The organism is Enorma sp. (assembly GCF_982429025.1).
In genome coordinates this window covers 1-22,749 of sequence record NZ_CEWCAA010000018.1, presented here as the reverse complement: position 1 = coordinate 22,749, position 22,749 = coordinate 1, and the positions used below count along the sequence as shown (strand labels likewise).

At 62.4% G+C, this 22,749-nt stretch carries 19 protein-coding genes; 7 read left to right on the top strand and 12 right to left on the bottom strand.

Annotation, left to right across the window (positions count from 1 at the left end; all coding sequences use genetic code 11):
- Positions 1 to 51: 51 nt before the first annotated feature.
- Together AC1VS5_RS04650 and AC1VS5_RS04645 are read right to left on the bottom strand one after the other, a co-directional pair.
- A complete protein-coding gene (locus AC1VS5_RS04650) occupies positions 52 to 3,936 on the bottom strand; it encodes an FtsX-like permease family protein (protein WP_481217855.1) in 3,885 nt (1,294 codons plus the stop codon).
- Positions 3,937 to 3,945: 9 nt separating this feature from the next.
- Complete coding sequence (locus AC1VS5_RS04645) at positions 3,946 to 4,647, bottom strand: ABC transporter ATP-binding protein (protein ID WP_481217854.1); 702 nt, start codon at positions 4,645 to 4,647, stop codon at positions 3,946 to 3,948.
- A gap of 133 nt (positions 4,648 to 4,780) precedes the next feature.
- Here AC1VS5_RS04645 and AC1VS5_RS04640 point away from each other — a divergent pair, with 133 nt between their 5' ends.
- Positions 4,781 to 5,329, top strand: a complete 549-nt coding sequence (locus AC1VS5_RS04640) for a TetR/AcrR family transcriptional regulator (RefSeq protein WP_022349047.1) — start codon at positions 4,781 to 4,783, stop codon at positions 5,327 to 5,329.
- Between the two features lie 166 nt (positions 5,330 to 5,495).
- Here AC1VS5_RS04640 and AC1VS5_RS04635 read toward each other — a convergent pair whose 3' ends face one another.
- The 3 genes from AC1VS5_RS04635 to AC1VS5_RS04625 form a co-directional block, all read right to left on the bottom strand.
- Positions 5,496 to 5,873, bottom strand: coding sequence for a MerR family transcriptional regulator (locus tag AC1VS5_RS04635; RefSeq protein ID WP_481217853.1), 378 nt, complete (start codon positions 5,871 to 5,873; stop codon positions 5,496 to 5,498).
- 492 nt (positions 5,874 to 6,365) lie between these two features.
- Positions 6,366 to 7,448 (bottom strand): 6-phosphofructokinase, encoded by a 1,083-nt coding sequence (locus AC1VS5_RS04630; RefSeq protein WP_481217852.1) that lies wholly within the window; start codon positions 7,446 to 7,448, stop codon positions 6,366 to 6,368.
- A 250-nt stretch (positions 7,449 to 7,698) separates the two neighbouring features.
- A complete protein-coding gene (locus tag AC1VS5_RS04625; protein ID WP_481217851.1) occupies positions 7,699 to 8,334 on the bottom strand; it encodes a flavodoxin family protein in 636 nt (211 codons plus the stop codon).
- Between the two features lie 242 nt (positions 8,335 to 8,576).
- Here AC1VS5_RS04625 and AC1VS5_RS04620 point away from each other — a divergent pair, with 242 nt between their 5' ends.
- The gene (locus AC1VS5_RS04620; RefSeq protein ID WP_481217850.1) at positions 8,577 to 9,695 is read left to right on the top strand and encodes an aminotransferase; all 1,119 of its coding nucleotides are present in this window, start codon (positions 8,577 to 8,579) and stop codon (positions 9,693 to 9,695) included.
- Between the two features lie 268 nt (positions 9,696 to 9,963).
- On the opposite strand, the gene AC1VS5_RS04615 is transcribed toward AC1VS5_RS04620, so the two are convergent.
- The 7 genes from AC1VS5_RS04615 to AC1VS5_RS04585 form a co-directional block, all read right to left on the bottom strand.
- Positions 9,964 to 11,739, bottom strand: a complete 1,776-nt coding sequence (locus AC1VS5_RS04615; protein ID WP_481217849.1) for a 1-deoxy-D-xylulose-5-phosphate synthase — start codon at positions 11,737 to 11,739, stop codon at positions 9,964 to 9,966.
- A 135-nt stretch (positions 11,740 to 11,874) separates the two neighbouring features.
- The gene (locus AC1VS5_RS04610; protein ID WP_481217848.1) at positions 11,875 to 12,789 is read right to left on the bottom strand and encodes a sensor histidine kinase; all 915 of its coding nucleotides are present in this window, start codon (positions 12,787 to 12,789) and stop codon (positions 11,875 to 11,877) included.
- Between the two features lie 192 nt (positions 12,790 to 12,981).
- Positions 12,982 to 13,830, bottom strand: coding sequence for a hypothetical protein (locus tag AC1VS5_RS04605; RefSeq protein ID WP_481217847.1), 849 nt, complete (start codon positions 13,828 to 13,830; stop codon positions 12,982 to 12,984).
- A gap of 234 nt (positions 13,831 to 14,064) precedes the next feature.
- Complete coding sequence (locus tag AC1VS5_RS04600; protein WP_417047174.1) at positions 14,065 to 15,078, bottom strand: ATP-binding cassette domain-containing protein; 1,014 nt, start codon at positions 15,076 to 15,078, stop codon at positions 14,065 to 14,067.
- 304 nt (positions 15,079 to 15,382) lie between these two features.
- Positions 15,383 to 16,150, bottom strand: coding sequence for a response regulator transcription factor (locus AC1VS5_RS04595; RefSeq protein ID WP_481217846.1), 768 nt, complete (start codon positions 16,148 to 16,150; stop codon positions 15,383 to 15,385).
- A 90-nt stretch (positions 16,151 to 16,240) separates the two neighbouring features.
- Complete coding sequence (locus AC1VS5_RS04590) at positions 16,241 to 17,092, bottom strand: putative RNA methyltransferase (protein WP_481217845.1); 852 nt, start codon at positions 17,090 to 17,092, stop codon at positions 16,241 to 16,243.
- A gap of 190 nt (positions 17,093 to 17,282) precedes the next feature.
- On the bottom strand, positions 17,283 to 18,155 hold the full coding sequence (locus AC1VS5_RS04585) for a LysR family transcriptional regulator (RefSeq protein ID WP_087186631.1): 873 nt from the start codon (positions 18,153 to 18,155) through the stop codon (positions 17,283 to 17,285).
- A 247-nt stretch (positions 18,156 to 18,402) separates the two neighbouring features.
- Between AC1VS5_RS04585 and AC1VS5_RS04580 the strand changes: the two genes are divergently transcribed.
- From AC1VS5_RS04580 to AC1VS5_RS04560, 5 genes are all read left to right on the top strand, one after another.
- The gene (locus AC1VS5_RS04580) at positions 18,403 to 18,702 is read left to right on the top strand and encodes a hypothetical protein (RefSeq protein ID WP_019127632.1); all 300 of its coding nucleotides are present in this window, start codon (positions 18,403 to 18,405) and stop codon (positions 18,700 to 18,702) included.
- Positions 18,695 to 19,381 (top strand): amino acid ABC transporter permease, encoded by a 687-nt coding sequence (locus AC1VS5_RS04575; protein WP_481217844.1) that lies wholly within the window; start codon positions 18,695 to 18,697, stop codon positions 19,379 to 19,381. The genes AC1VS5_RS04580 and AC1VS5_RS04575 overlap by 8 nt, the downstream gene beginning before the upstream one ends.
- A complete protein-coding gene (locus tag AC1VS5_RS04570; RefSeq protein WP_481217843.1) occupies positions 19,374 to 20,156 on the top strand; it encodes an amino acid ABC transporter ATP-binding protein in 783 nt (260 codons plus the stop codon). Before AC1VS5_RS04575 ends, AC1VS5_RS04570 begins: the two co-directional genes overlap by 8 nt.
- Before the next feature lie 79 nt (positions 20,157 to 20,235).
- A complete protein-coding gene (locus tag AC1VS5_RS04565; RefSeq protein ID WP_287746662.1) occupies positions 20,236 to 21,102 on the top strand; it encodes a transporter substrate-binding domain-containing protein in 867 nt (288 codons plus the stop codon).
- A 374-nt stretch (positions 21,103 to 21,476) separates the two neighbouring features.
- A complete protein-coding gene (locus tag AC1VS5_RS04560) occupies positions 21,477 to 22,574 on the top strand; it encodes an aldo/keto reductase (protein ID WP_481217842.1) in 1,098 nt (365 codons plus the stop codon).
- Positions 22,575 to 22,749 lie beyond the last annotated feature (175 nt).

Sequence of the window (22,749 nt, the reverse complement as noted above, 5' to 3'; positions counted from 1 at the left end):
CAGGAGCGGCCCGTATGCCGGCTCGCACCCCGCGCCGTTGCCCAGCACACCTTACTCCGGGCTCTTGAGCGCCTCGACCATATCGATGCGGGTGAGCATGCGGTTGGTGATGAGGCTTACGGCGAGCGCGAACACGATGGAGAACGCCGCTGCGAGCGCGTAGCACCACGGGTCCACCACCACGTCAAAGAAGATCGACGGCATCTTGAGGATGTACGTGAAGCTCTCGGAAAGCGCCCAACCGGCGGGCAGGCCAACCAGGATGCCGAGGCTTGTGAGCACGAGCGTCTCTTTGTTGATGTACGTGCGCACCTCGCCCGCCCGGAAGCCGAGCACCTTGATGGTGGCAATCTCACGCTCGCGCTCGCCGATGTTCACCGTGGAGAGGGTGAACAGAACTACGAAGGCGAGACCGGCTGCCAGACCGATGACAACGTATACGACCACGTTGATCAGCGTGAAGCTCTGCTCGAATTGCTCGCGCATCTTGGCCACGCTCGTGATGCTCAGGAAGATGTCATCGCCCTCGAGTTCGTCGGCGAACGCGCGCTGCTCGGTGTCACCGCCGGTAAGGTGCGCGAGGAAGCCGTTGAGCTCGAGTGGGCCGAAGAGCTCCTCATAGGCGTCTTCGGTCATATAGATGGCATTACCCAGGTAATTGCGGGTGATGGACTCGACCGTTACCTCGGCCTTGTTGAGGGCGCTCGTGGTGATGCTCGCTGTGTCGCCTGCGCTTAGGCCGAGCACCGTCGCAGCGTTGTTGGTCATAACGACGCCGGTGTCGTCGAGGCTGATGGGGCCGCCCTCAAGCGTTTGCAGCGACACGTAATCGCTGATTTGCATGCCGCTCGGGATGATGTAGAGCTGCATGCTCTCCTTGCCGCCTCCGTACTCGACGGTGATGGTGTCTACGCCAATGGCTTCAAGGTCCGTGACCTCATCCGCGCCTTCGAGCACGCTGCGCGCCGCCTCGAAGTCGTCGGCCGAGGTGACCGCCATGAGGTCGTAGCGGTAGATTTGCTCGTACTGGCGCGGTGCAAGCGACTCGACGGTGTTCTTAATCGAGAAACCGCAGATGAGGAGCGCCGTACAGCCCATGATGCCGAAGATGGTCATGGCGAGGCGCTTCTTATAGCGGAAGAGGTTGCGCGCGGTCACTTTGTTGAGGAACCCGAGGTGCCGCCAAAGCGGGCGGATATGCTCGAGGAAGATGCGCGATCCCGCTCGCGGCGCGCGCGGGCGCATGAGCGACGCGGGCGATTCGGTGAGGTCCTTGCGGCAGGTGATGAACGTCGCCCCCGCGATGCCTGCCACGAACGCCACGATGCCAAGGACGGCGTAGAACAGGTCGAAGTGCAGGCTGAAGAGGGGCAGCAGGTACATGGCCTGGAAGATATAAAACAGCACGTAGGGGATGACCACAAACCCGGCGATATCGCCGATGATGCCGCCTATGAGCGCCGCGGATCCCGTATAGATGAGGTACTTGGAGAGGATGCGCGCGTTCGAGTAGCCGAGCGCCTTGTAGAGGCCAACGAGCCCGCGCTCCTCTTCTACCATGCGCGTCGCCGTGGTGAGGCTCACAAGAATAGCTACAACGAAGAAGATGACCGGGATGATGCGGGCGATGGCCTCGATGGATGATGCATCGGAATCGACGCTCGAGAAGCTGCCGAGGGCGCTGCGGTCCTGCACGTACCAGGTGGCGCTCTCGACCTCATCTACTTGCGCGCGGGCGTCGGCGATCTGCTGCAGGGCATCGGCGCGCTCTGTCTCAAAGGTAGCGCGGCCCTCGTCAAGCTCGGCTTGGGCGTCGGCAAGCTGGGACAGGCCTTCGTCGATGGTCTGCTGAGCGTCGGCAAGCTGGGCGAGCGCCGAGGCCCGCTGTGTGGCGAGCTCCGATTGCGCGGCATCGAGGAGCTCGAGACCGTTTTGCGTGGTGGCGAGGCCTGCGCGGGCATCGCGCTCGGCTGCATCGAGCGCTTTGAGCCCGGCGTTGATCTGGGCTCGGGCACCCTCGAGGCCTCCGTCGATCTGTGCGATCGCCGCGTTGACTTGGGCGAGGCCCGAGGCGGCTTGGCCCATGCCCTGAGCGAGCTGAGCGACTGCGCTCTCTTCGCCCCCGGCGGTGAGTTGCTGCAGTTGCTCCTGCGCCTGCTCAAGCTGCGCAATCACGCTTGGTAGGTCGTCGTAGTGAATGGTTATGTCGCCATAGGAAAGCACGAGCGCTTCGGTGATCACCGCGCGTTCCTGCGTGATCGTAGTTTGTTCGTTGGCGAGTGTCTCCTGCTCGGCGCTGAGCGTTTGCTGCTCTTCTTGCAGGGCGGTCTGCTCGTCGAGTAGCTCGGTGCGCTGGGCATTGCCATCGGGGAGTGATGCCAGCTCGGCTTCAATCTGGGCGAGGCGCTCATCGATAGCCGCTTGGCGATCGGAGATCTCGCCGGCGCGTGCCGCAATCTCTTGTAGACGCTCGTCGATCTCGGTGCGGCGTGCAAGCTCGGGCGCGTACTGGGCCTCCATAATTTGCCGGCCGAGTCGTGCAAGACTGAGCAGTTGCGAGACCTCGCTGGCATAGGCGCCGACGGCATTGATGAAGGCCTGCTCCTCGGCAACGGGCTCTTCCGTTCCTGTCCAGGAGGAGAGCGTGTTCCAGGTCGCGGCCAGCTCGGCGCTGGCGGCGATTTGGTCGTTGCTGAACCTGCTCACGAGCTCGTCGCCTTGCTGCTTGGCTTCGGCCGCGCCTGCTTCTGCTTGAGATTTCGCGTCTGCAAGCGCATCGAGACTGTCGAGCTGCCCGTTCAACTCGCTGCGCGTCGTCTCGATCGTCGCCAAGCCTTCGCGTGCTTGCTCGATACCGTCAAGCGCTGCAGCACGCTGCTCATCGATGGTTGCCTGGGCGTCGTTCAGCTCGCTAAGGGCGTTGGCGCGCTGCGTGTCGAGTTCCTGTTGCCCGGCGAGCGCATCGGCGAGGCTCTCGTCAATCGTTGCCTGCCCATCGATGAGCTCCTGCTCGGCATCGGCAAGCTGCTGGCGAGCGTCGGCTTCGCTTACAGCGATTTCGTCAAGGGCCTCCGACTTGATCTCTTCGGTGCGTGCGCGCTCGCGCTGGGGCGCCAGGTCTTCAACACGGCTCTGAACCTCGTCCACGCGTGCCTCATATTCACTCGAATACGAGGAGAGCCCTTCGGTTCCCGAAGCGGTGAGGTAGACAACGGTATAGGAGCTTGTATCGGCCACAGCGCTTTCGTCTACGAAGAACGTGTAATCGCTCGAGGTGCTCGCGCGAAACGCGATGGGGCCTTCAGGCTGCGTGATATTGGTTGGGTCGATGACCGCGCCAACGATGGTATACGTGCCGCCGGGAATGAGCGGGTCGTCGGCGGAGCTCTGCTTGTCGTCCGATTCGCCGGAATCCGCTTCGCTTCCGGTGTCTGCGCTCGTGTTGAGGTCGGAAAGTCCTGTGGGGTCTTCTGCAACGGCATCCTCGAAGGTCACGGTGTCGCCAATCGATTTGTTCGCCGTATGCAGGTAGTTTTCCGTGACTGCGATTTCGTTCGGCGCGTCCGGGAGCGAGCCCTCCACCACATACGGTTCGTTGATGCCAGAGCTGAGCAGCGTCTTGAGCATCACGGTCGAGCGGATGCCACCGACTTCGGTGTAGGTTTCGATCTCGTAGCCGCCCTCGGCTACGGCGACACCTTCGGTGCCGGCGAGTTCATCGACGTCGTCTTGGGTGAGACCGAGCGTCGATTGCACCGAGATGTCGTAGAGATGCTGGCGTTCGTAGAGCGCCTCGGCCGATTCGCGCAGGTCGAGGCAGGAGATGGAGAGTCCGGTGAGCATCGTGGCGCCAAGCGCGCAAATCGCTACGATGGAAAGATAGCGCTTCTTGCTGCCGCCGATCGTGCGCAGGATGTCCTTGGAAAACGCCCTCATCGTTCGCTCCTACCACTCGATGCGCTCGATGGGCGTTGGGTTCGGGTTGAGCTTCATGTCGGTCACGCGGCCGCTCTTGAAGCGAATGAGGCGGTCGGCCATGGGGGCGAGGGCAGAGTTGTGCGTGATGATGATAACGGTGATGCCGTCGCGCCGACAGGTATCTTGGAGGAGCTGCAGGATCTGCTTGCCTGTTTGGTAGTCGAGGGCGCCCGTGGGCTCGTCGCAGAGCAGGAGTTTGGGAGCCTTGGCGATAGCGCGAGCGATGGAGACGCGCTGCTGCTCACCGCCCGAAAGCTGGGCGGGGAAGTTTCCCAGGCGCTTGGCGAGGCCCACCTTGCAGAGGGATTCCTCGGCATCGAGGGCGTTGGCGCACACCTGGGCCGCGAGCTCGACGTTTTCGAGCGCAGTGAGGTTGGGAACAAGGTTGTAGAACTGGAACACGAAGCCCACGTCGGCGCGGCGGTACTCCACGAGCTCGCGTTCGGTCGCATGGGTGATGTTGCGGCCGTCGACCATGACGGTGCCCGACGTGGCTGTGTCCATGCCGCCCAAGATGTTGAGCGCCGTGGTCTTGCCAGCGCCGGACGCGCCGAGAATGACGGCGAGCTCGCCGCGCTCGACGACGAAGTTCGCTCCGTCGAGCGCGTTGATCTGCGATTCGCCCGCGCCGTATGTTTTAACGACGTTGTTGAACTCGATGTATGCCATGGGTCCGCCTAGCTATGCCGTGCCGCGATATTACTCGACAGCATGTTGTCTAAATGTAGTATAGTGGCAGCGTAGGGGGAAGGCGAGGAATGCTCGACACATGGAAACGAATTGTCGAGCGATGGGGGCCGTCATGAGAAAGCAGCCGCAGGTGACCGAACAGACGCGGGCGAATCTTATGCAGGCGTTCTGGGATCTTTACCTCGAAAAGCCAATTGAGAAGATCACCATCCGGGAGATTACAGATCGGGCGGGCTACAACCGTGCGACGTTCTACCTGTATTACCGTGACGTGTACGATTTGTTCGATCAGCTTGAAGAGAGCATTTTGGGCCAGGTCCGGCAGTTGGTCAACGATCGCCTCCTAGGGGAGGAAACGCTGGACTTTACGCACCATATGGGGTTCATCCTTGAGCTTGCCCAGCGATTCGCGACCTACATGCCGAAACTGCTTACGAGCGATCCGTCATTTTCGGCGCGGCTTAAGGTCATCATCGCCCCGCTGCTCGACCGGTTCATCCTGCCGGCGCGCAACCTTTCCGAGGAGGAGCGCTACCTTGTACGTGAGTTCTACACGAGTGGCGTGCTAAGCGCCATCACCGCTTGGATGATGACCGACCCAGCCGAGCGTATGCCCATCGACCGGCTTATTGCGCTTATCGTGAAGGCGGTCGGGCTCTAGCCGGCTTTGGCTGTTCTGGCATGCGGGCGGTGCTGGCCGGGATTGCGCAGCCTGGTCATTCTAGTGCTGGGGCGATGCGGCTGGGAGACGTCGCCGGCCTGCGGAGCTGCCCAGCTGGTTCGGCCTGCGGAGCTGCCCGGCCGGCTCGCCGTGCCGGATGAGCTTTCTAGTTCTCGAGCCCTTGCTCCGCCTTGCGAATGATGCTGTCGTAGTTCTCAATCTTATAGTTGAGGCGATCGAGGCCCGCTTGCATCTCGTTGATGCGTTCCTGCACGAGATCGCGCTGCTCTTCAAGGAGCGCCTTGCGTGCGGCGACGGTGGAGTCGCCCTCGGCAAAGAGCTGCATGTACTCGATGAGCGCCTCGATGGATACGTTGGCGCCGCGCATGCACTTGATGAACTGGATGCGCGCGCAATCTGCCTCGCTGTAATCGCGGATGCCGCTCTCGTTGCGTCGTACGTGCTCAAGGAGCCCGATGCGCTCGTAATAGCGCAGGGTGTCCGCGCTGATGTCGTACATTTTGGAAACTTCCGCAATGCGCATGGTGGTTCTCCTTCTGTTCGCTCACTGTACACCATAGTGCTTGAAGCGAACTCCAAGTCAAGAGACGCGTTAGGTTGGTCTTCGCGAGGGTTGCGCCGGGCTATTCGGGCGCTTTCGAACTTGAAATGTGGCGGCTGGACGTGCTCTTGCAGAGTTCGTTCCATTATTGGGAATATCTTTTTCAAATGCCTGGAGTATTCACTTACCACGTGAAACGAATCCTGCGGTTTTGTTAGTACGAACGAGCTGTAGCCACGGTTTGTAGAAAAGAAGTTCCCAAAAGTGGAACGAACCTTGTTTGGAGGGCTCGTTCAGCAAAAATGCCCTGTCGCAGAGTGAAATTTGGCGAATGCCTACTCTGTGACAGGGCGATTTTTAGACGCAGGGCGTGGCGGGCGCGTAGCGTCGGCGCGGTGTACGGCGCGCGCTGCAAAGCAGAGTGGGCGTACTGCGGCCGCGCGAGACGAGGTCGCAGTACGCGATGTGCGTCGCTTACTCGTCGCCGAAGCTGATGCCGAGCGCTTTTGCCTCGCGCACGAGATCGCTTTCGGGGTCGACGTACTTAAGCTTGCCGGCAACATCTTCAAGGGGCACGCGGCACATGTGGCGATCGCGCTGCGCGACCATGAAGCCGAACTCGCCTTCGAGGCAGCCGAGCGCCGCCTCCACGCCGCACTGTGTGGCGAAGATGCGGTCCTGAGCATCGGGGATGCCGCCGCGCTGGGTATGGCCGGGGATGGCAACGCGGGTTTCGCGTCCGGTCTTCGACTCAATCTCCTTAGCGATGTCGTACACGATTGACGGGCTCGTGCGAGCCGCTACCTTCTTCTTATATTCCTTCTTGGACAGCGCGGCGTCCTCTTTGGAGATGGCGCCCTCCGCCACCGCGATGATGGTGAAACGGCTGCCCGTTTCCATGCGCTTTTCGATGGTCTTGATCACGTTGTCCATGCTGTACGGAATCTCGGGAATCAAGATTACGTCTGCACCGCCGGCAACGCCCGCGTACAGCGGGATCCAGCCGACCTTGTGGCCCATGATCTCGATTACGAATACGCGGCCATGCGAGCTCGCGGTGGTGTGAATGTCGTCGATGCACTTGGTGGCGATCTCCACGGCGCTCGTGAAACCGAACGTCATCTCGGTGCCCCAGGTGTCGTTGTCGATGGTCTTGGGCAGTGCGATAACGTTGAGGCCCTCCTGCGATAGGCGGTTTGCCGTCTTGGTGGAGCCGTTTCCGCCCAGCATGAAGAGGCAATCGAGGTTGAGGTCGTGATAGGTCTGCTTCATGGCGGGAACCTTCTCCACGCCGTCGGTCTCGGGCGTGTCGATGCGCTTGAACGGTGTGCGGCTCGTTCCCAGGATGGTGCCGCCGCGCGTGAGGATGCCGCTGAAGTCGCGGGCATCCATCTTGCGATAGCGCCGATAGATCATGCCCTGGTAGCCGTCCTCAAAGCCGTAGATCTCGACGGGCTCAGAGCTCTTGTTGATGAGCGTCTTGACGATGCCGCGCATGGTGGCGTTGAGAGCCTGGCAATCGCCGCCACTGGTGAGCAAGCCAATTCGAAGTGTCATGATGATCCCCTTCCCCGGAGTGATGCATGCGTTAAGTGTACTCCGAGTGAGTCATATTGGGACGGGGTTGTTTTGACGCAGCCATATTGGAATGTGGGCGGCGCGCCTCATAGAGGAGATGCAGGGCAGCGAGCCAAATTGCCCTGTCCTGAGTCAAAACGGAACCGTCCCAAAATGGTGCAAACGGTCCCGTCGAGCCGTCCCAAAATGGTGCAAACGGCCCCGTCCCAGAATGATGCAAAATGATGGGCTATCGGACGAAATTGGTCATCTCGCCTGGCTCTTGAGCGGGCAGGGCGATTCCTGCCGCGCGCCCCGCCTCGATGCACTTGAGCATCCAGGCCATGTTGTGGGCAAGTTGCCGCATGGTCCAGAGGCCCTCGGCATCCTGCTCGACCTCTTCGGCGGAGTTGCCGTGTACGTTGTTCCAGTAGCGCGAGCTTACGATCGGCATCTGGGCGATGGTGAAGAACTTGTTGATATCCTCGAATGCGGCCGTTGTTCCGGCACGCCTAGCGCTCAGCACGGCTGCCGCTGGTTTGAAGCGCAGGTTGCTCTGGGTGCCACCCTTGCCGTCTGCATAAAAGAGGCGGTCCATGAAACCAAGGAGCGACGAGGCGGCGTGTGCATAGTGCACCGGCGCTCCAAAGACGAAGCCGTCTGCCTCGGCGAGCTTTGCACGCGCCTGGTTGACGCTATCGTTGAAGACGCAGGTTCCCGTTGACTTGCAGGCTTGGCATGCCACGCACCCACCGACCGGCTTTGCGCCGATCCAGAACAGTTCGGCTTCTATGCCCTCGGTCTCAAGCGAACGGGCAACCTCCTCGAGTGCGCGGTTGGTGCATCCGTTTTTATGCGGGCTGCCGTTGACGAGCAATACTTTCATCCGATTTCCTCCCGATGCAAACGGTACATTCATCGGGCATTGTACCCAGCTCGTAATCTTTTCGGGCGTGGGCGGTGCGCTTTGCAGCGGGGTGCGGGACAATGAGTCAAAATGGACCCGTCCCAAAATGACTCGTGGTGGTCACCGCTTTGGGCGTGCTCTCGCTCGTGTTGCTCGGCATGGGAATCATCAGCTTGTAACCACTGCAATCAACGCAATTGGGCTGCTAGAAAGGATTGAATATGAACATCGCAACCATCGGCGTGGAGGACTGGCTCAACGTTTACGAGAAGAGCGCGACGGTGGATATTGCCCAGTCGACCATCGCGTCGCTCACCATGGACGAGATCTTGCGACTCGACGGCACGGATGGCGCCGGTTTTTACGAGCAGCTTGGCCGGGAAAAGATGAACTACGGCTGGATCGAGGGCTCGCCCGACTTCAAAGCGGAGGTGGCGAAGCTTTACGAAAACGTCGAGCCCGAAAACATCTTGCAGACGAATGGCGCTACCGGCGCGAACCTTCTCGCCCTTATGACGCTCGTGGAACCGGGCGACCACGTGATCGCGGAGTATCCAACCTACCAGCCGCTGTACGAGATTCCTCGCACGCTCGGGGCGGATGTGGAGTACTGGCATATTCAGGAGGAGCTTGGCTGGCAGCCGGATATTGCCGAGCTCGAGCGGCTCGTGAGGCCGAATACCAAGCTCATCTGCATTAACAACGCGTCAAATCCGCTCGGCACCGTGCTCACGCGCGAGACGCTTGAGCGAATTGTCGAGATTGCGCGTTCGGTGGGCGCTTATGTGCTTTCGGACGAGGTGTATCTGCCGCTGGAGGATACGGATTCATTCGTTTCTATGGCCGATCTGTACGACCGCGCCGTGGTGACGAACAGTATTTCCAAGACGTACTCGGTGCCGGCTGCGCGCATTGGCTGGACGGTGTCGAATGCCGAGGTGGCGGACCGGATTCGCACGTACCGCGACTACACGCTCATTTGCGGAGGTGTGTTCAACGACGCTTTGGCGGTCCATGTGCTGCGCAACCGCGAGCGGATTATGGAGCGTAACCGCGCCATCGTGTTCGGCAACCGTGCCATCGCACAGGCGTGGGTGGACGAGGAGCCGCGCGTGCGCTGGGTTGCGCCCAAGGGGGTGTCTACGTCGTACATCCAGTTCGATATCCCGATGGACGACGAGGAGTTCTGCCTGAAGCTCCTGCGCGAGCGCGGCGTGCTGCTGGTGCCGGGTAGCCGGTTCGAGCTGCCCTGCGGCGCGCGTTTGGGCTACTGCGCATCTGAGGAGACGCTTCGTCGTGGCTTGGCGCTGCTTTCGGAGGCGCTGCGTGAATTCGACTGAGTCATTTTGGGACGGGTCCGTTTTGACTCATTCGGCCATTTTGGGACGGGTCCGTTTTGACTCATTCTGTCGCTATCTGAAAACCGCCGTCGGGATCAAACGTCCTGGCGGCGGTTTCTTGTTCGCGTTATGGGGCGGGGGCGTCACGCGTGCGGCGGAAGTTTCTGTGATGAGCCGGGGCAAGCACGGGCGACCAGAACAGCCACGATGAGCCGGGGCCTCCGCGATGAGTCAAAACGGACCCGTCCCAAAATGACTCAAAATGGCCTTACAGCAAGCTGGTGATGTCGCGGATGATTCCCTCGACGGTGACGCCGTTCTGCTCAAGCAGCTTGCGAGGGTCAAAGCGGTCGTGGAAGTGGTTATCGATGCCGTAGCAGCGAACGCGCACGTCACGGTCGCTCAGGCGTCGGGCAATCTTTTCGCCCCATCCGCCGGCGAGGACGCCGTCTTCCAGCGTGACAACAACGCGGTGCCGATCGGGCAGGGAAGAAATAAGCTCCTCGTCAAAATCCGAGGCGAAGCGCGGGTTGACGAGTGTGGCTTGGATCCCATGCTCGGCAAGGGCAGCTACGACCCGTTCGCCAAGCTCGAAGAAATCGCCCAAAGCGAGTACGGCAGCATCCTGGCCATGCTTCACGACACGGTATGTCGGCTTGGAGAAATCAGGCGCATCAGTAAGATCGGCCACAAGGTCGGGGCGCGAAACGGGTTTGGTCCCCGGCACGCGAATCACGACGGGCAGCTCGCGCTGGCCAAGCGACCAGTCGAGCATAAGCAGGTATTCCTCGACGCAGGTTGGGGCGAACACGCGCAGGTTGGGCAAGCTCCCCAGCATGGCGAGGTCAAAATAGTTGAGATGCGTTTCGGCTGAAGCGCCGAAGACCGACGCGCCGATGTCGAGAATGGTAGCCGGCGCACAGTTGAGGCAGAGATCGTGCCAGAGCTCGTCGTAAGAGCGCTGCAGGAATGCGCCATAGACGCCGAACACCGGCGAGGCGCCCGCCGCGGCGAGCGACGTGATGAATGTGACTGCATGCTCTTCGGCGATGCCAACGTCCACGAACTGCTGCCCGGCCTGGGCGCGGCGCTCCTGGGTGAAGCCCATGACATAGGGCATGCCCGCCGTCACACCGACAACGCGCGGGTCGCGCCTCATGGCCTCGAGTAGGTGCGCGCCGGTGATATCGGCATAGGTGCCCTCCGGGACATCGCCCGAGATGAGCGTATGCTTGCGGCCCGATTCGATGTCGAAGGAGCCAACATGGTGCCAAACCTCGGGCGCACGCTCCGCGGGATCATAGCCGGCACCTTTGGTGGTGTGGACATGCAGTACCACGGGATGGTCGATGCCGCGAAGCGCTTCGAGCGCCTCGACCAGGGAGTCGACGTCGTTCCCCTCTTCGAGGTAGCGATAATCGAACCCCATCGCGCGGAAGATATTGTTCGAGGCAGTTCCGCCCGAGGTGCGCAGGCGCGCCAGGCAGCCGTAGATTCCGCCATGGTTTTCGGCGATCGACTGGTCGTTGTCATTAACCACGATAACGATGCCGCTGTTCAAAACGGCGGCGTTGTCGAGCCCCTCGAATGCGAGCCCGCCCGAGAGCGAGCCGTCGCCAATTACGGCGACGACATTGTAGCGCTCGCCGGCAAGGTCGCGCGCCTTGGCTAGGCCGCACGCCAAGCTGATGGAGGTCGAGGTGTGGCCCATCGAGAAGAAGTCGTGCTCTGACTCGTGCGGATTGGAGAACCCGGAGACCTCGCCGTAATGCGCGGGGTCGGTGAACGCCGCAGCGCGCCCGGTAAGTACCTTGTGGGCATAGCTCTGATGCGAAACGTCAAAGATGATCTTGTCGCGCGGCGAATCGAAGACGCGGTGCAGCGCGACGGTGAGCTCAACGACTCCGAGATTGGGAGCGAGGTGGCCGCCAACAGCAGCTGCGTTTTCGAGGATGGCGCGGCGAACTTCGTCGCATAGCTGGGGGAGCGCCGTGGCATCGAGTGCCTTCACGTCCCGTGGTGATGCGATGTGTTCGAGAAGCATGACGCGCGCGCTCCGTACCGTCCGATGCGAAACGCCCCCTCTGGTCGTTTCGAGGACATTTAGTTTCTCACATTCTGCTGAGGGATGTGTGAACGCTCTGCGAACGGCGCGGGCGAAAAATGTGGAGGGCCGACGCTACCTGGGGCAAGTGAGGGTGATGGACAGCGAACGCGGCGCGGCATCGCTCAGGTGTGCAGTGAGCTCCATGCCCATGGCATGGGCAAGGTTGGCCGAGACGGCGAGCCCAAGGCCGCTTCCGGCGGCGTGACGGGCGGAGTCGGCCTGGTAGAAGCGGTCGAAGAGCCGCGCAGTATCGATGCTGGCCGTGCTCGCTACCGGGTTCTCGACCGTGACGGAGGCCTCTCCTCGGTCCGTGAGCTGCACGAGGACCCTCGGCGCATCCGAGCCGTGGCGCACGGCGTTGGTAACGAGATTCTCCAGGATGCGGGCGAGGGCATCAGGATCGGCCAGGACGACGAGCTCTCGCCCCGGGGCCTCGTCGGGCATGCAGAGTTCCGGCTCCCAACCCCGTTTCTCGAATTCAGGGTAATGGCCTACCAGCACGCGTTCGATAAGCGGGCGAAGCGCGACGGGCTGCATGTTGAGCGTAAGGTCGGGGTCGGTGGACTTGGTGTAGGCGAAGAGCTCGTCGAGCAAAGCCGTCGTGCTGTCGATGCGGGAGGTCGCGGCCGCAAGGTGGAGCTGGCGAGTGCGGGCATCGGTCTCGTCATAGGCAAGCTGGAGATACCCTTTGGCGCCGGTGAGCGGCGTGCGAATGTCATGCGAGAGGGCCGAGAGGTCGCGCTGGAACTCATCTTGGTGACGCTGCGCGTCGACTCGCTCCCGTGAGGAGCGATCGAGCTCGGTGTTCACGGCGTCGGCGAGGTCGCGGATGCCAGGTGCGCCCACCGCGGTGGTGGCGCGGGCGTTGCTGCGCGGTTCGCGCGTTTGCAGGAACCGGGCGATGCGTCGGAGCTCGGTGGCATAGGTCGCCATGGTGATGAGGGCACCTAGAGCGATGCCGAGCACGAGCAGGGCGGCGGCGAGCATGGCACTCCTTTCCTACGATGGACGTCTGATACCTCGTTCACGATTGTAGCGTGGCGCCCGGAATGGTTCGCCAACACCCGGTGTCTACGCGTCAGATGAAACGCCAACACCCGGTGTCCACGAACCACCCACGGGGCAAGTGGTTCGCCAACACCCGGTGCCGGCGAACCATCTGGCGAACCATGCTGCGGGCTAGATGTCGCGCTTACGGCCGATGGCGAGGATGAGGGCACTGGCAGCGGCGATCCACAGCACGGGTGCGACGATCGCTTGTGTGAGGCCCGTGCCCGGCAGCGCTGCGCCGAGCGAGCCCCAGCCCGCGGCCATCGACGATGCGCCACCAGCGAAAAGCCAGTTGGTCAAGTTGGAGGGTATCCAGCACACAAGCTCGCTGAGCACATCGGCAACGCCCATGAGTCCGGGCGCATACGCCTGGATGAGGCCGGATGCAAGCGAAAACGTCTCGGGAACGATCGCGCTGCAGAGCATGAACGAGCCGATGTAGCTCATGGGGACGATACGCGTAGCGTAGACGAGGATGAGCGAGAGCACGGCAAGCGCCCAGACGTTCATGCACGATGCGGCCGCCCACGCGATGAAGGCCAGCGGGTCATCCATCGTCTCGAAGCGCATGCCGAATACGGCTCCCAGCGCAAGGGTGATGAGGCTCAGCGAGGCGAACACGATGACCGTTACGACGCCGGCGAACACGATGCGCTCCGCAAAATAGGAGAGGCGCCCGGTGCGGGCAGGCACGAGGCTGCGCACAAAGCCCTCCTTGAAGTCGGCAAGGCAGTGTTCAACCACGAAAAAGCAGACGAACAGCGGTATGAGGCTGCCGAGCATGGAGCCAAGCATAGCGCTCGGGGACGAGAACACCGTGAAGCTGCGAATCATATCGCCGGATGGATCGAACATGAGGAACGAACCGAACAGCAAGGCATATACTGCCAGGCAGACGCCGAGGTACTGCCAGAGGGCTCCGCGCAGGCCGTTGACGCGGGTGATGCGGTAGAGGTCGGCTTTCAGAAGGTTCAACATAGGGGGCTCCTTCCATGGGGAGCACGGCCCAATAGGGGCACGTGCTCTTGTGAGAGGTGGGTTTCGGGGTTGCTTTCAGGTGCGCCGGGGCGCTTGCTGCTGCGCGCGAGCTCGCTGGCAGCAGCGCCTCGGCTCTTTCGGCTGCTGGCTGGCTCGCTAGCGCCGGCGCCCCGAGGAAAGCAGATACGCGATGGCGCCGATGAGGATGGTGTCGAGGATGAGGCCTCCCATGGTCTACCTCCGTGGTTCGATGGTGGGGAGGGTGGCGTTGTCTGCTCCTCCCATGAGTTCCACAAAATACTCTTCGATGTCGCGTTCGAGCACGCTGAGCTCGACGATCGTTTGATTGGCGGCGGAGAGCACGCGAGAAATCTCCTCTGCCCGGGGCGCACCGCTCGCCGACGCGTCGCCCGCTGCGCCGCCAAACGCCGCGGCCGCGTGTCGCGTCCCACCCGCTCCGGCGACCACGATGCCATGGTCCGGCTCAACGCGGAACGTCGCTCCCGCCAGATGCTCCTCGAGGATGGCGAGGCTGCGCGCGGGGTCGGTGGTCTTCACGCGCACCGAGCTCCCGCAGGCGGCATGCAGCTCTTCCTCGGTAAACTCGCGCACCATGCTGCCTTCGCGAATGACGCCGAAGCGCGTTGCCATGCGGTTGAGCTGGTCGAGCACATGGCTTGAGATAACCATGGTCACGCCGCGTTCGTGGTTGAGGCGCATGAGCACGCTGCGCAGCGCGCGGGTTTCTTCTGGATCGATGCCGTTAAACGGCTCGTCGAGGAGTAGCAGGTCGGGCGAGCCCACGAGCGCGAGAGCGAGGCCCAAGCGCTGCTTCATGCCAAGGGAGAACTTCTTCGTCTTGCGCGCGCCGGCGTCTTCAAGTCCAACAAGCGTTAGCAACTCGGTACATTGTTCGCGCGGCCGGACGACGCCTATGGAGAGTGCCTTCATCATGAGGTTCTCGAATGCCGAGAAATTCGGCAGCAGGCCCGGCTGCTCGATGAGCGTTCCGATGCGTGAGAAGGCGCTCGAGAACCCGCCGTCCGTGCGCTGCTCGTCAAAGAGCTTGATGCTGCCGGATGTGGGCGTTACGAGCCCGGCGATCATTTTCATGGTGGTGGATTTGCCTGCTCCGTTCTTTCCCACGAAGCCGTAGATATCGCCCTGACCCACGCGCATGTTGAGGCCATCGACAGCGCGCGTTCCGCCGTACGCCTTGGTGAGGCCGTTGATCTGGATGACGTTCATAGCGGTTCCAATCTCTGGGTTTCCGTTTGTTGGCATTAAGTATGGAGGGCGATTCTTCATGAACCTTGAAGCAACCTTTAAGGAAGTCTAAAGCCTGATTCAAAATGCGCCGGGGCATCGTGCGGGCGCGGACCGCTGCTTCGCACAGGAATGTCTGTTTTTGCACGTTTTGCCCGCGCCGGGCGCGGAGTGGGTTGCCGCGGTCATTTTGGGTCATTTTGGGACGTGTTTCAAACGACTCATTTGGGTCATTTGAAACACGTCCCAAAATGACCGAAATGACCCACGGAGTGTCGGCGGTCCCTCAGCCGACGAGCTTGAAGCCCATGCCCCAGACGGTCTTGATGTAATCGGCGGTGCCCGTTGGCTTGAGTTTCGTCCGGATGTTCGAGACGTGCACGTTCACGGTATTCGCGTCCGCTGCATAGGGCTCTCCCCAAGCGCCCTCGAAGAGCTCCTGCTTGGTGAAGACACGGCTCGGGTGGCGCATGAGCATTTCAACGATGTTGAACTCGATGCGGGTGAGATCTACGGGCGTGCCGGCAGCGGTGAAGGTTCGCGCCTCGTGGTCGAGCTCCCATTCACGGAAGCGCAGCGTCGATTTGGCGCCGCTTGCTGCCACGATATGGCCGCGGTGGCGAAGCTGCACCTCGACGCGTGCTGCAAGCTCGTCGAGATCGAAGGGCTTGGTGAGGTAGTCGTCTGCGCCAAGGCGCAACAGGTCGATCTTGTCCGCCGCGGTGGTGCGGGCCGAGATCACGATAACGGGCACGTCCGCGCCGTTCTCGCGGATGGCCGCCACGAGCTCCTCGCCGGTTACACCCGGCAACATGAGGTCGCTGATGATGAGGTCGAAGGGGAAATCTTCGGTCTTGTCTGCGGCGTGCGAGTCCGGACGTGGGGTGTGCGCATGTGTGCTCGCGGCGTGCGCCTCCAACCCCCGCTCGAGGAGCAGCTTCGCCTCACTGCCCGAGAACGCCTGCGTGCACAGGTAGCCGTCGCGCTCAAGGCGTGTGGCGACGATCTGGTTGATGTCGGCGTCGTCCTCGATGATCAGCACGCGCGTAGCCACGGTGCGCCTCCCTTCTCGCATGACCGCATCAAGTATAACTACCCGGCGAACGAGGTTTCCCCGGCGTCCTGTAGCCCGCCGTTCGCCGCGTTACTCGAAGGTGCCTATGAGCACCTCGGCCTCGACGGTCACGTGCGTGAGCCCGCTCCAGTCGATGCGCTCCGTGTCGACGTTGAAGAGCAGGGGCGTCATATGGATGAGCGCGTCGAGCGCGTCGGGATTGATGGGATGCGCGCTCGAGACCGTGTAATGGTTCCGGAGCGTGCAACAGCTGGAGAAATGATCGAGTACGCGCTGGTTGGAGTACGAGCTGTGGACGAGCTGCCCCGCGGCGCGCTCACGGAGCTCGTGGAGGTGCCGGGCGGTGGGGACGACTTTGATCACGATGCCTCCAGGCGCGAGCACGCGGCGGAGCTCATCATAATTGGCGGGCGAGAACACATCGAGCGCGCAATCGATGCTGCCGTCGAGGATGGGGATCGCGGCGAGGTCGGCGACGAGCCAGGCGATGCCATCATCGGCATCGAGGCCGGCGGCAAGCTGCACCGAATCCTTCGAGATGTCAAAGGCGCAGACCTCGGCTCCGGTTCGCGCGCGCACCGTACGGGCGAAGTAGCCCTCGCCGCATCCGGCATCGAGTACACGGGGCACGCGACGTGCCGTTTCTCCCAAGGAGGCTACCTCACGGCACAGGGCCTCGGCGATCGGCTCGTAGAGGCCGTTTTCGAACACCGTGCGCCGCAGGTGAAACGACTCGCGGCCATACCGAGCGGGCTTCTTGCTCCCGCGCAGCAGGTTCACATATCCCTGGCGGGCAAGGTCGAAGCGATGACCCGCCTCACAGGCAAGCGAGGTGCCGTGGAGCTCGAGCGGCAGGCGGCATACCGGGCAGGCGAGAAGTGTGTTGCACCGCAGGAATCGTGCGCGCTTCCGTTCGTCCATGTGATGCCTTCCGGTCGATGGTGTTCGATGCTTCGTGCCTGTCAGCGATTATAGTGCAGGGCGCGTATTCGCCTCATGGTAGCGGGACCAACGGGAAGCCCCGCGCGGCGGAGCCCGACGAAGCGCTGCAGCTCACCGAAGCCCGGAGCACGACGAATCCCTGCAGCTTGCCGAATCCCCTAGCGCGTCGCTATCCCCATCGTTCGCGGATGCTCTGCAAGAAGACGCTCGCGGCGGGGGAGAAGCTTTGGTAGCGCTTCCATCCGATGGAAACGTCGGCGTCGAGCGGAGGGTCGAGCGGGCGGAACGCGAGCTCGCTCGTGGGGGAGGTAGCGGCGATGCCCTCGAGGCCGAGCACGTATCCAACGCCTCTGCGCGCGAGAAGGGCAGCGTTGTACAGCAGGTTGTACGTCGCCACGACATCGAGATCTTCCAGGTCGCGTTTGAACCAGCGGCTCATTTCGTTTCCGGCTTGCTGGGATAGGATGATGGGCTTCCCTATGAGGTCTTCGGGCGCGATTCGCTCGCGCGCCGCTAGCGGATCATCTTGGCGCATGAGCACGCCCCAGGCGTTTTGCGCAGGTAGCGGGAGCGATTCGAAGCGTCCCAGGTCCGTCGGGCCCAGGAAGAGACCGAAGTCGATGCGCCCGGTCTCGAGGCGCTCGCTCACGTCCACGGCGTTGCCGCTGTACAGGCTGAATGTCATGAGCGGATAGGCGCTTTGCAGCTCGGCAATGATATCGGTGATGAGCGACATGGCCGGGGTCTCTCCGCCGCCGATGCGCACCTCGCCGGCAAGCGTGTTGGGCGATGTGCGAAAATCCCGCTCCGTGCGGTCGACGAGGTCGACGATCTCCTCCGCACGGCTCCTCAAGCGCATGCCCTCTTCGGTGAGCTCGATCCGTCGCTTGCCCCGTTCGAACAGCGTGCATCCGAGCTCGTGCTCGAGTTCCTGCATCTGGCGTGAGAGCGTGGGCTGTGAAAGGTGGAGCACGTTGGCCGCTCCGGAGATGGTCCCCTCGCGGGCAATCATGAGAAAGTAGCTCAGGGCGCGAAGTTCCACTGGTTGGCCTCCGTTCAAGAGGTGGTGCCGACGCTCGATGTGCGCTTGCACGCGTTTGCCGATAGCGCCCGACGTGCGCTTGTATGCACCTGACTGCGATGTGCCCTGCATGCACCTGTCCGCGATGCGCGCCCGCATGCGCTTGGTCGATAGTATCATACGTTTACCGAATAATAGCCAATGCAATATAAGTATTTTACATGTTATGTCCTGCGCCCTAGGATGACCCCTGAAAGGAGAGGGTGAAATGGGCGAGTTGTCAGATGATCTGGGCCGCTGCCTTGAGACTGCGCAGTGCGATGCCGCGCTGGCGGCGCGCGCGGCGTGCGCGTGCGAGGAAGGGCGCCTCCGCGAAGCGAAGCGCGTGCTCCTAAACCAACGCCAGCAGTTGCTCGACGACGTGCACAACAAACAGCGAAGCATCGACGAGATCGATCACGTGCTGCACCGCATGGGCCGCGTTGATGCACCGCCGGTGGCGCGGCCAGCAGCGCAGCCGACCGCGCCGCAGGGCGCCCGAGGCGGCGAAGGGGCGGACCATGTCTGATCGCGTGCTGGGCATCTTGGCCGATTCCTTCGTGCAGATTCTCATTCCAGGGCTCACGGCAACCATTCCGTTGGCGCTCATCTCGTTCGTATTGGCGCTTGGAATCGCCGTCGTTGTGGCGCTCGTGCAGTATGCGCGCATTCCCGTGTTGCGCCAGCTCGCACGTCTCTACATCTGGATCATTCGCGGCACGCCGCTCCTCATCCAGCTCTACGTGGTGTTTTACGGTCTGCCTGATCTTGGCATCACGCTCGATCCGTGGCCCTCGGCCATCATCGTGTTTTCCATCAACACGGGCGCGTATTCCGCCGAAACCATTCGCGGCGCGCTCGAGAGCGTGCCAGCGGGTCAGCTTGAGGCGGGGTACTGCGTGGGAATGACCTACCTGCAGGTTATGCGGCGCATCGTGCTGCCGCAGGCACTTCGCACGGCGTTCCCGCCGCTTTCCAACGAGCTCATCTCGCTTGTGAAAGATACCTCGCTTGCTGCGAACATCACGGTACTCGAAATGCTCATGGCCACGCAGCGCATCGTTTCGCGCACGTACGAGGCATTGCCGCTGTATCTAGAAGTCGGTGTTATCTACCTGATCTTCTCCACGGCGCTCACGTGGCTGCAGGGTTGGGGTGAGCGCGCGCTCGCGAGGCGCGGCATGGAGAGGGGGTGGGACCATGGCTGAGGTTTCTACGACAACGCCCATTCTGCAGCTCGCGGGGGTGCGCAAGGCGTTTGGCGATGCGGAGGTGCTTCACGGCATCGACCTGGCGGTTGAGCGCGGCGAGGTCGTGGCCGTCCTCGGGCCCTCGGGTTCAGGCAAGACGACCCTGTTGCGTTGCGCAAACCTGCTCGAGCACGCCGATGCGGGCGAGCTTGCGCTCGATGGGGCCCACTTCGATTTGGCTCGTGTTGCCGCGAAGGAGGCTGCCGAGATTCGGCGTAACACGGCGTTCGTCTTCCAGTCATACAACCTCTTTCGCAACCGAACGGTACTCGGCAATGTGACCGAGGGGCTCGTGGTGGCGCACCGCATGCCTAAGGACGAGGCGCGTGAGATCGCCGTGAGGTGCTTGGAACGCGTGGGCATGGCAGACCGGCTCGATGCCTACCCGGTGCAGCTGTCCGGCGGTCAGCAGCAGCGCGTTGCCATCGCGCGTGCCATGGCGACGAGCCCGAAAGTCGTCTACTTCGACGAGCCAACTTCGGCGCTCGATCCAGAGCTGACGGTCGAGGTGCTCGGCGTCATGCGCGACCTCGCCCAAGACGGCATGACCATGGTGGTCGTGACGCACGAGATGGGCTTCGCGCGGAATGTTGCGGACCGCGCGGTGTTTATGGAGCATGGCGTGGTTCAGGCCGAGGCGCCCGCGCGGGAGTTCTTCGACCACCCAGCCAACGAACGCGTCCGCGCGTTTTTAGACACCGTACGTGGTTCGCAGACACTCGGTGAATCGTAGACACCCGGTGTCTGCGAACCATGAATCGCAGACACCGGGTGTCTACGAACCACTGGGATTTAGAAGGAAAGGACACACTATGTTCAGCACGATGAATGAACAGGCCCTGAGCCGCCGAGAAGCTATTGTGGGTGCAGGTGCCCTTGCGGCGCTCGCTGGCCTTGCGGGCTGCAGCGGCGACGGTGGTGGTGCAGGCTCGATGGGCGTCGGCGACTCCGGCTCTGCGGCCGCTTCGGACGACCTGCTCGCACAGATACAAGAGCGCGGGAGTATGACGTTTGCCACCGAGGGCACATGGAGCCCCTGGACGTTCCACAACGAGGCGGGGGAGCTCACCGGCTTTGACATCGAGGTCGCGCGCGCCATCGCTGCAGAGCTGGGCGTCGATGCCGAGTTCGCAGAAGGCGAATGGGATGGCCTGCTTGCGGGTCTCGATTCGGGGCGCTACGACACCATGGCGAACGGTGTTTCGGTGACCCCGGAGCGCGAGGAGAAGTACGCGTTCACCGACCCGTACGCATACATTCGGATCGTGGTCATCACCACGGAAGACTCCGATATCGCGAGTATGCACGACCTCAGCGGCAAGACGACGGCGAACACGCTGGGATCGAGCTACGCAACGCTCGCCGAGAGCTATGGCGCCACCAATACCGGCGTTGACGATTTCAACCAGACCATTGAACTGCTCGAGGCAGGGCGCATCGACGCCACGCTGAACGACGAGGTCGTGTTCTACAACTACATGGAGCAGCATCCCGAGGCCGGTCTCAAAATTGCTGCCGAGAACAGCGAACCCACCCATGTGGCATTCCCGCTGCGCCGCGAGGCGGCTACGGAATCCCTGCTCAGCGCCATGAACGACGCAATCGCCTCGCTGCGCGAGAGCGGCACGCTCGCCGAGCTTTCCAATGAGTTCTTCGGCATGGATATTAGCCAGGCGTAATCCGATGGAGCGCCGAGGAATCCTCGGGGTGGCCGCTTGCGCTTGAGTGGGCTCCAGGGTAGACAATCGTGGTGCGAATGCAACGGCAGGGTTCAGGCGCTGCGGCGGTCTGGCAATTGCGTGATGGCGTGGCGTGAGAGCGCCGCGTTGAGCCACGTGGATGCAGCGGGCGCTGAGGCGGGTGCGGCCGTCGGCAGGCGCTGCGGCAGGCGCGCGAGGCCGTCGGCAGGCGCTGAGGCAGGCGAGGACGTCGGCGGCCGCTTGCAGGCGCTGCGGCAGGCGCGGCCGCTTGCAGGCGCTGGCACTGCAACAGGCACAAGCGCGCGGCGGGTACCGTCGTGCATCGGGTTATACGTTCGGTGATGGAGGAAACCATGGAATATCGCACCTTGCCACACGGCGGCGACAAGATTAGCGTGATCGGTCTGGGATCGGCGGGCATCCATAATGCCAGCGCAGCCGAGGTCGAGCGCACCTATGAGATAGCCATCGATGCGGGGGTCAATCATTTCGACTTCATACCGAGCGAATCGGCGCCCCTTGAAGCGATGGGCCGCGCGCTCGGCCGTCATCGCGACCGGGTGCACATCCAGGTGCACATCGGCGCGCTGTACGAAAGCGGAGCGTATGGGTGGACGACCAAGGCGGCTCCCGCTATTGCGGAGTTCGAGCAGCGCCTGGCAGCCATCGGCACCGATTATGCGGACTTCGGCTTCATCCATTGCATCGACGAGGACGCCGACCTCGACCATGTGATGAACGGCGGCATCTGGGATTATGCTCAAGCGCGCAAGGCTGATGGTACCATTCGCCACCTGGCGTTTTCCACGCACAGCCCGCATATCGCGCGCGAGCTGCTCGCAACGGGATCCTTCGACCTCGCTATGTTCAGCTTGAATCCCATGTACGACTATACCGACGAGTCCGAATATGGTCAGGGCGAGGCCGCCGACCGCGCGCTGCTATACCGCGAGTTCGAGCGCGCGGGCGTGGGCGTTGCGGTGATGAAGCCGTTTGCGGGCGGCCAGCTGCTCGATGCCGAGCAGTCGCCGTTCGGGCAGGCGCTCACGCGCTCCCAATGCATTCAGTACGCACTCGATAAACCGGGTGTCCTCACGGTGCTGCCGGGTGTGCACGGCGTGTCCGACCTGCGCGATCTGCTCTCCTTCTTCGAGGCGTCACCCGAGGAGCGCGACTATTCCGTCCTCGCGTCCATGGCCCCGCAAACGCGCGAGGCGCGGTGCGTGTATTGCAACCATTGCCAGCCCTGTCCGGCCGGCATCCAGATCGGTTTGGTCAACAAGTATTACGACTTGGCGTGTGTGGGGGATGAGCTGGCGGCCGAGCACTATCGCAATTTGGAGCATCATGCAGGGGAGTGCATCGGTTGCGGTCACTGCGATCGCCGGTGCCCCTTTGGCGTCGCTCAAAGCGAGCGCATGGCTCAGATTGCGGCATACTTCGGAGCCTAGGGAAACGATGATTTCATCTTCGGGGCGATCGGGGTTGCAACTATTGGGCACTTCGGGGCGGAGGGTCTGGGTAGCCGCGCCGCGATCGAGAGGCCGCCGGCCCCCTGAGTTGCGCCTTTCCCTCCGCCCCGCTCGCCCGTACCCGTCCGCCGCACGAGGAAGTGCCCAAAAGTTG

Excerpts from the sequence above, each read along its gene's own strand:
- AC1VS5_RS04630 (WP_481217852.1), bottom strand. The coding sequence starts at position 7,448 with ATGACACTTCGAATTGGCTTGCTCACCAGTGGCGGCGATTGCCAGGCT.
- AC1VS5_RS04610 (WP_481217848.1), bottom strand. The coding sequence starts at position 12,789 with ATGCTCGCCGCCGCCCTGCTCGTGCTCGGCATCGCTCTAGGTGCCCTC.
- AC1VS5_RS04575 (WP_481217844.1), top strand. The coding sequence starts at position 18,695 with ATGTCTGATCGCGTGCTGGGCATCTTGGCCGATTCCTTCGTGCAGATT.
- AC1VS5_RS04570 (WP_481217843.1), top strand. The coding sequence starts at position 19,374 with ATGGCTGAGGTTTCTACGACAACGCCCATTCTGCAGCTCGCGGGGGTG.
- AC1VS5_RS04605 (WP_481217847.1), bottom strand. The coding sequence starts at position 13,830 with ATGTTGAACCTTCTGAAAGCCGACCTCTACCGCATCACCCGCGTCAAC.
- AC1VS5_RS04560 (WP_481217842.1), top strand. The coding sequence starts at position 21,477 with ATGGAATATCGCACCTTGCCACACGGCGGCGACAAGATTAGCGTGATC.
- AC1VS5_RS04625 (WP_481217851.1), bottom strand. The coding sequence starts at position 8,334 with ATGAAAGTATTGCTCGTCAACGGCAGCCCGCATAAAAACGGATGCACC.
- AC1VS5_RS04580 (WP_019127632.1), top strand. The coding sequence starts at position 18,403 with ATGGGCGAGTTGTCAGATGATCTGGGCCGCTGCCTTGAGACTGCGCAG.
- AC1VS5_RS04565 (WP_287746662.1), top strand. The coding sequence starts at position 20,236 with ATGTTCAGCACGATGAATGAACAGGCCCTGAGCCGCCGAGAAGCTATT.
- AC1VS5_RS04645 (WP_481217854.1), bottom strand. The coding sequence starts at position 4,647 with ATGGCATACATCGAGTTCAACAACGTCGTTAAAACATACGGCGCGGGC.
- AC1VS5_RS04635 (WP_481217853.1), bottom strand. The coding sequence starts at position 5,873 with ATGCGCATTGCGGAAGTTTCCAAAATGTACGACATCAGCGCGGACACC.
- AC1VS5_RS04640 (WP_022349047.1), top strand. The coding sequence starts at position 4,781 with ATGAGAAAGCAGCCGCAGGTGACCGAACAGACGCGGGCGAATCTTATG.
- AC1VS5_RS04600 (WP_417047174.1), bottom strand. The coding sequence starts at position 15,078 with ATGAACGTCATCCAGATCAACGGCCTCACCAAGGCGTACGGCGGAACG.
- AC1VS5_RS04620 (WP_481217850.1), top strand. The coding sequence starts at position 8,577 with ATGAACATCGCAACCATCGGCGTGGAGGACTGGCTCAACGTTTACGAG.
- AC1VS5_RS04650 (WP_481217855.1), bottom strand. The coding sequence starts at position 3,936 with ATGAGGGCGTTTTCCAAGGACATCCTGCGCACGATCGGCGGCAGCAAG.
- AC1VS5_RS04615 (WP_481217849.1), bottom strand. The coding sequence starts at position 11,739 with ATGCTTCTCGAACACATCGCATCACCACGGGACGTGAAGGCACTCGAT.
- AC1VS5_RS04590 (WP_481217845.1), bottom strand. The coding sequence starts at position 17,092 with ATGGACGAACGGAAGCGCGCACGATTCCTGCGGTGCAACACACTTCTC.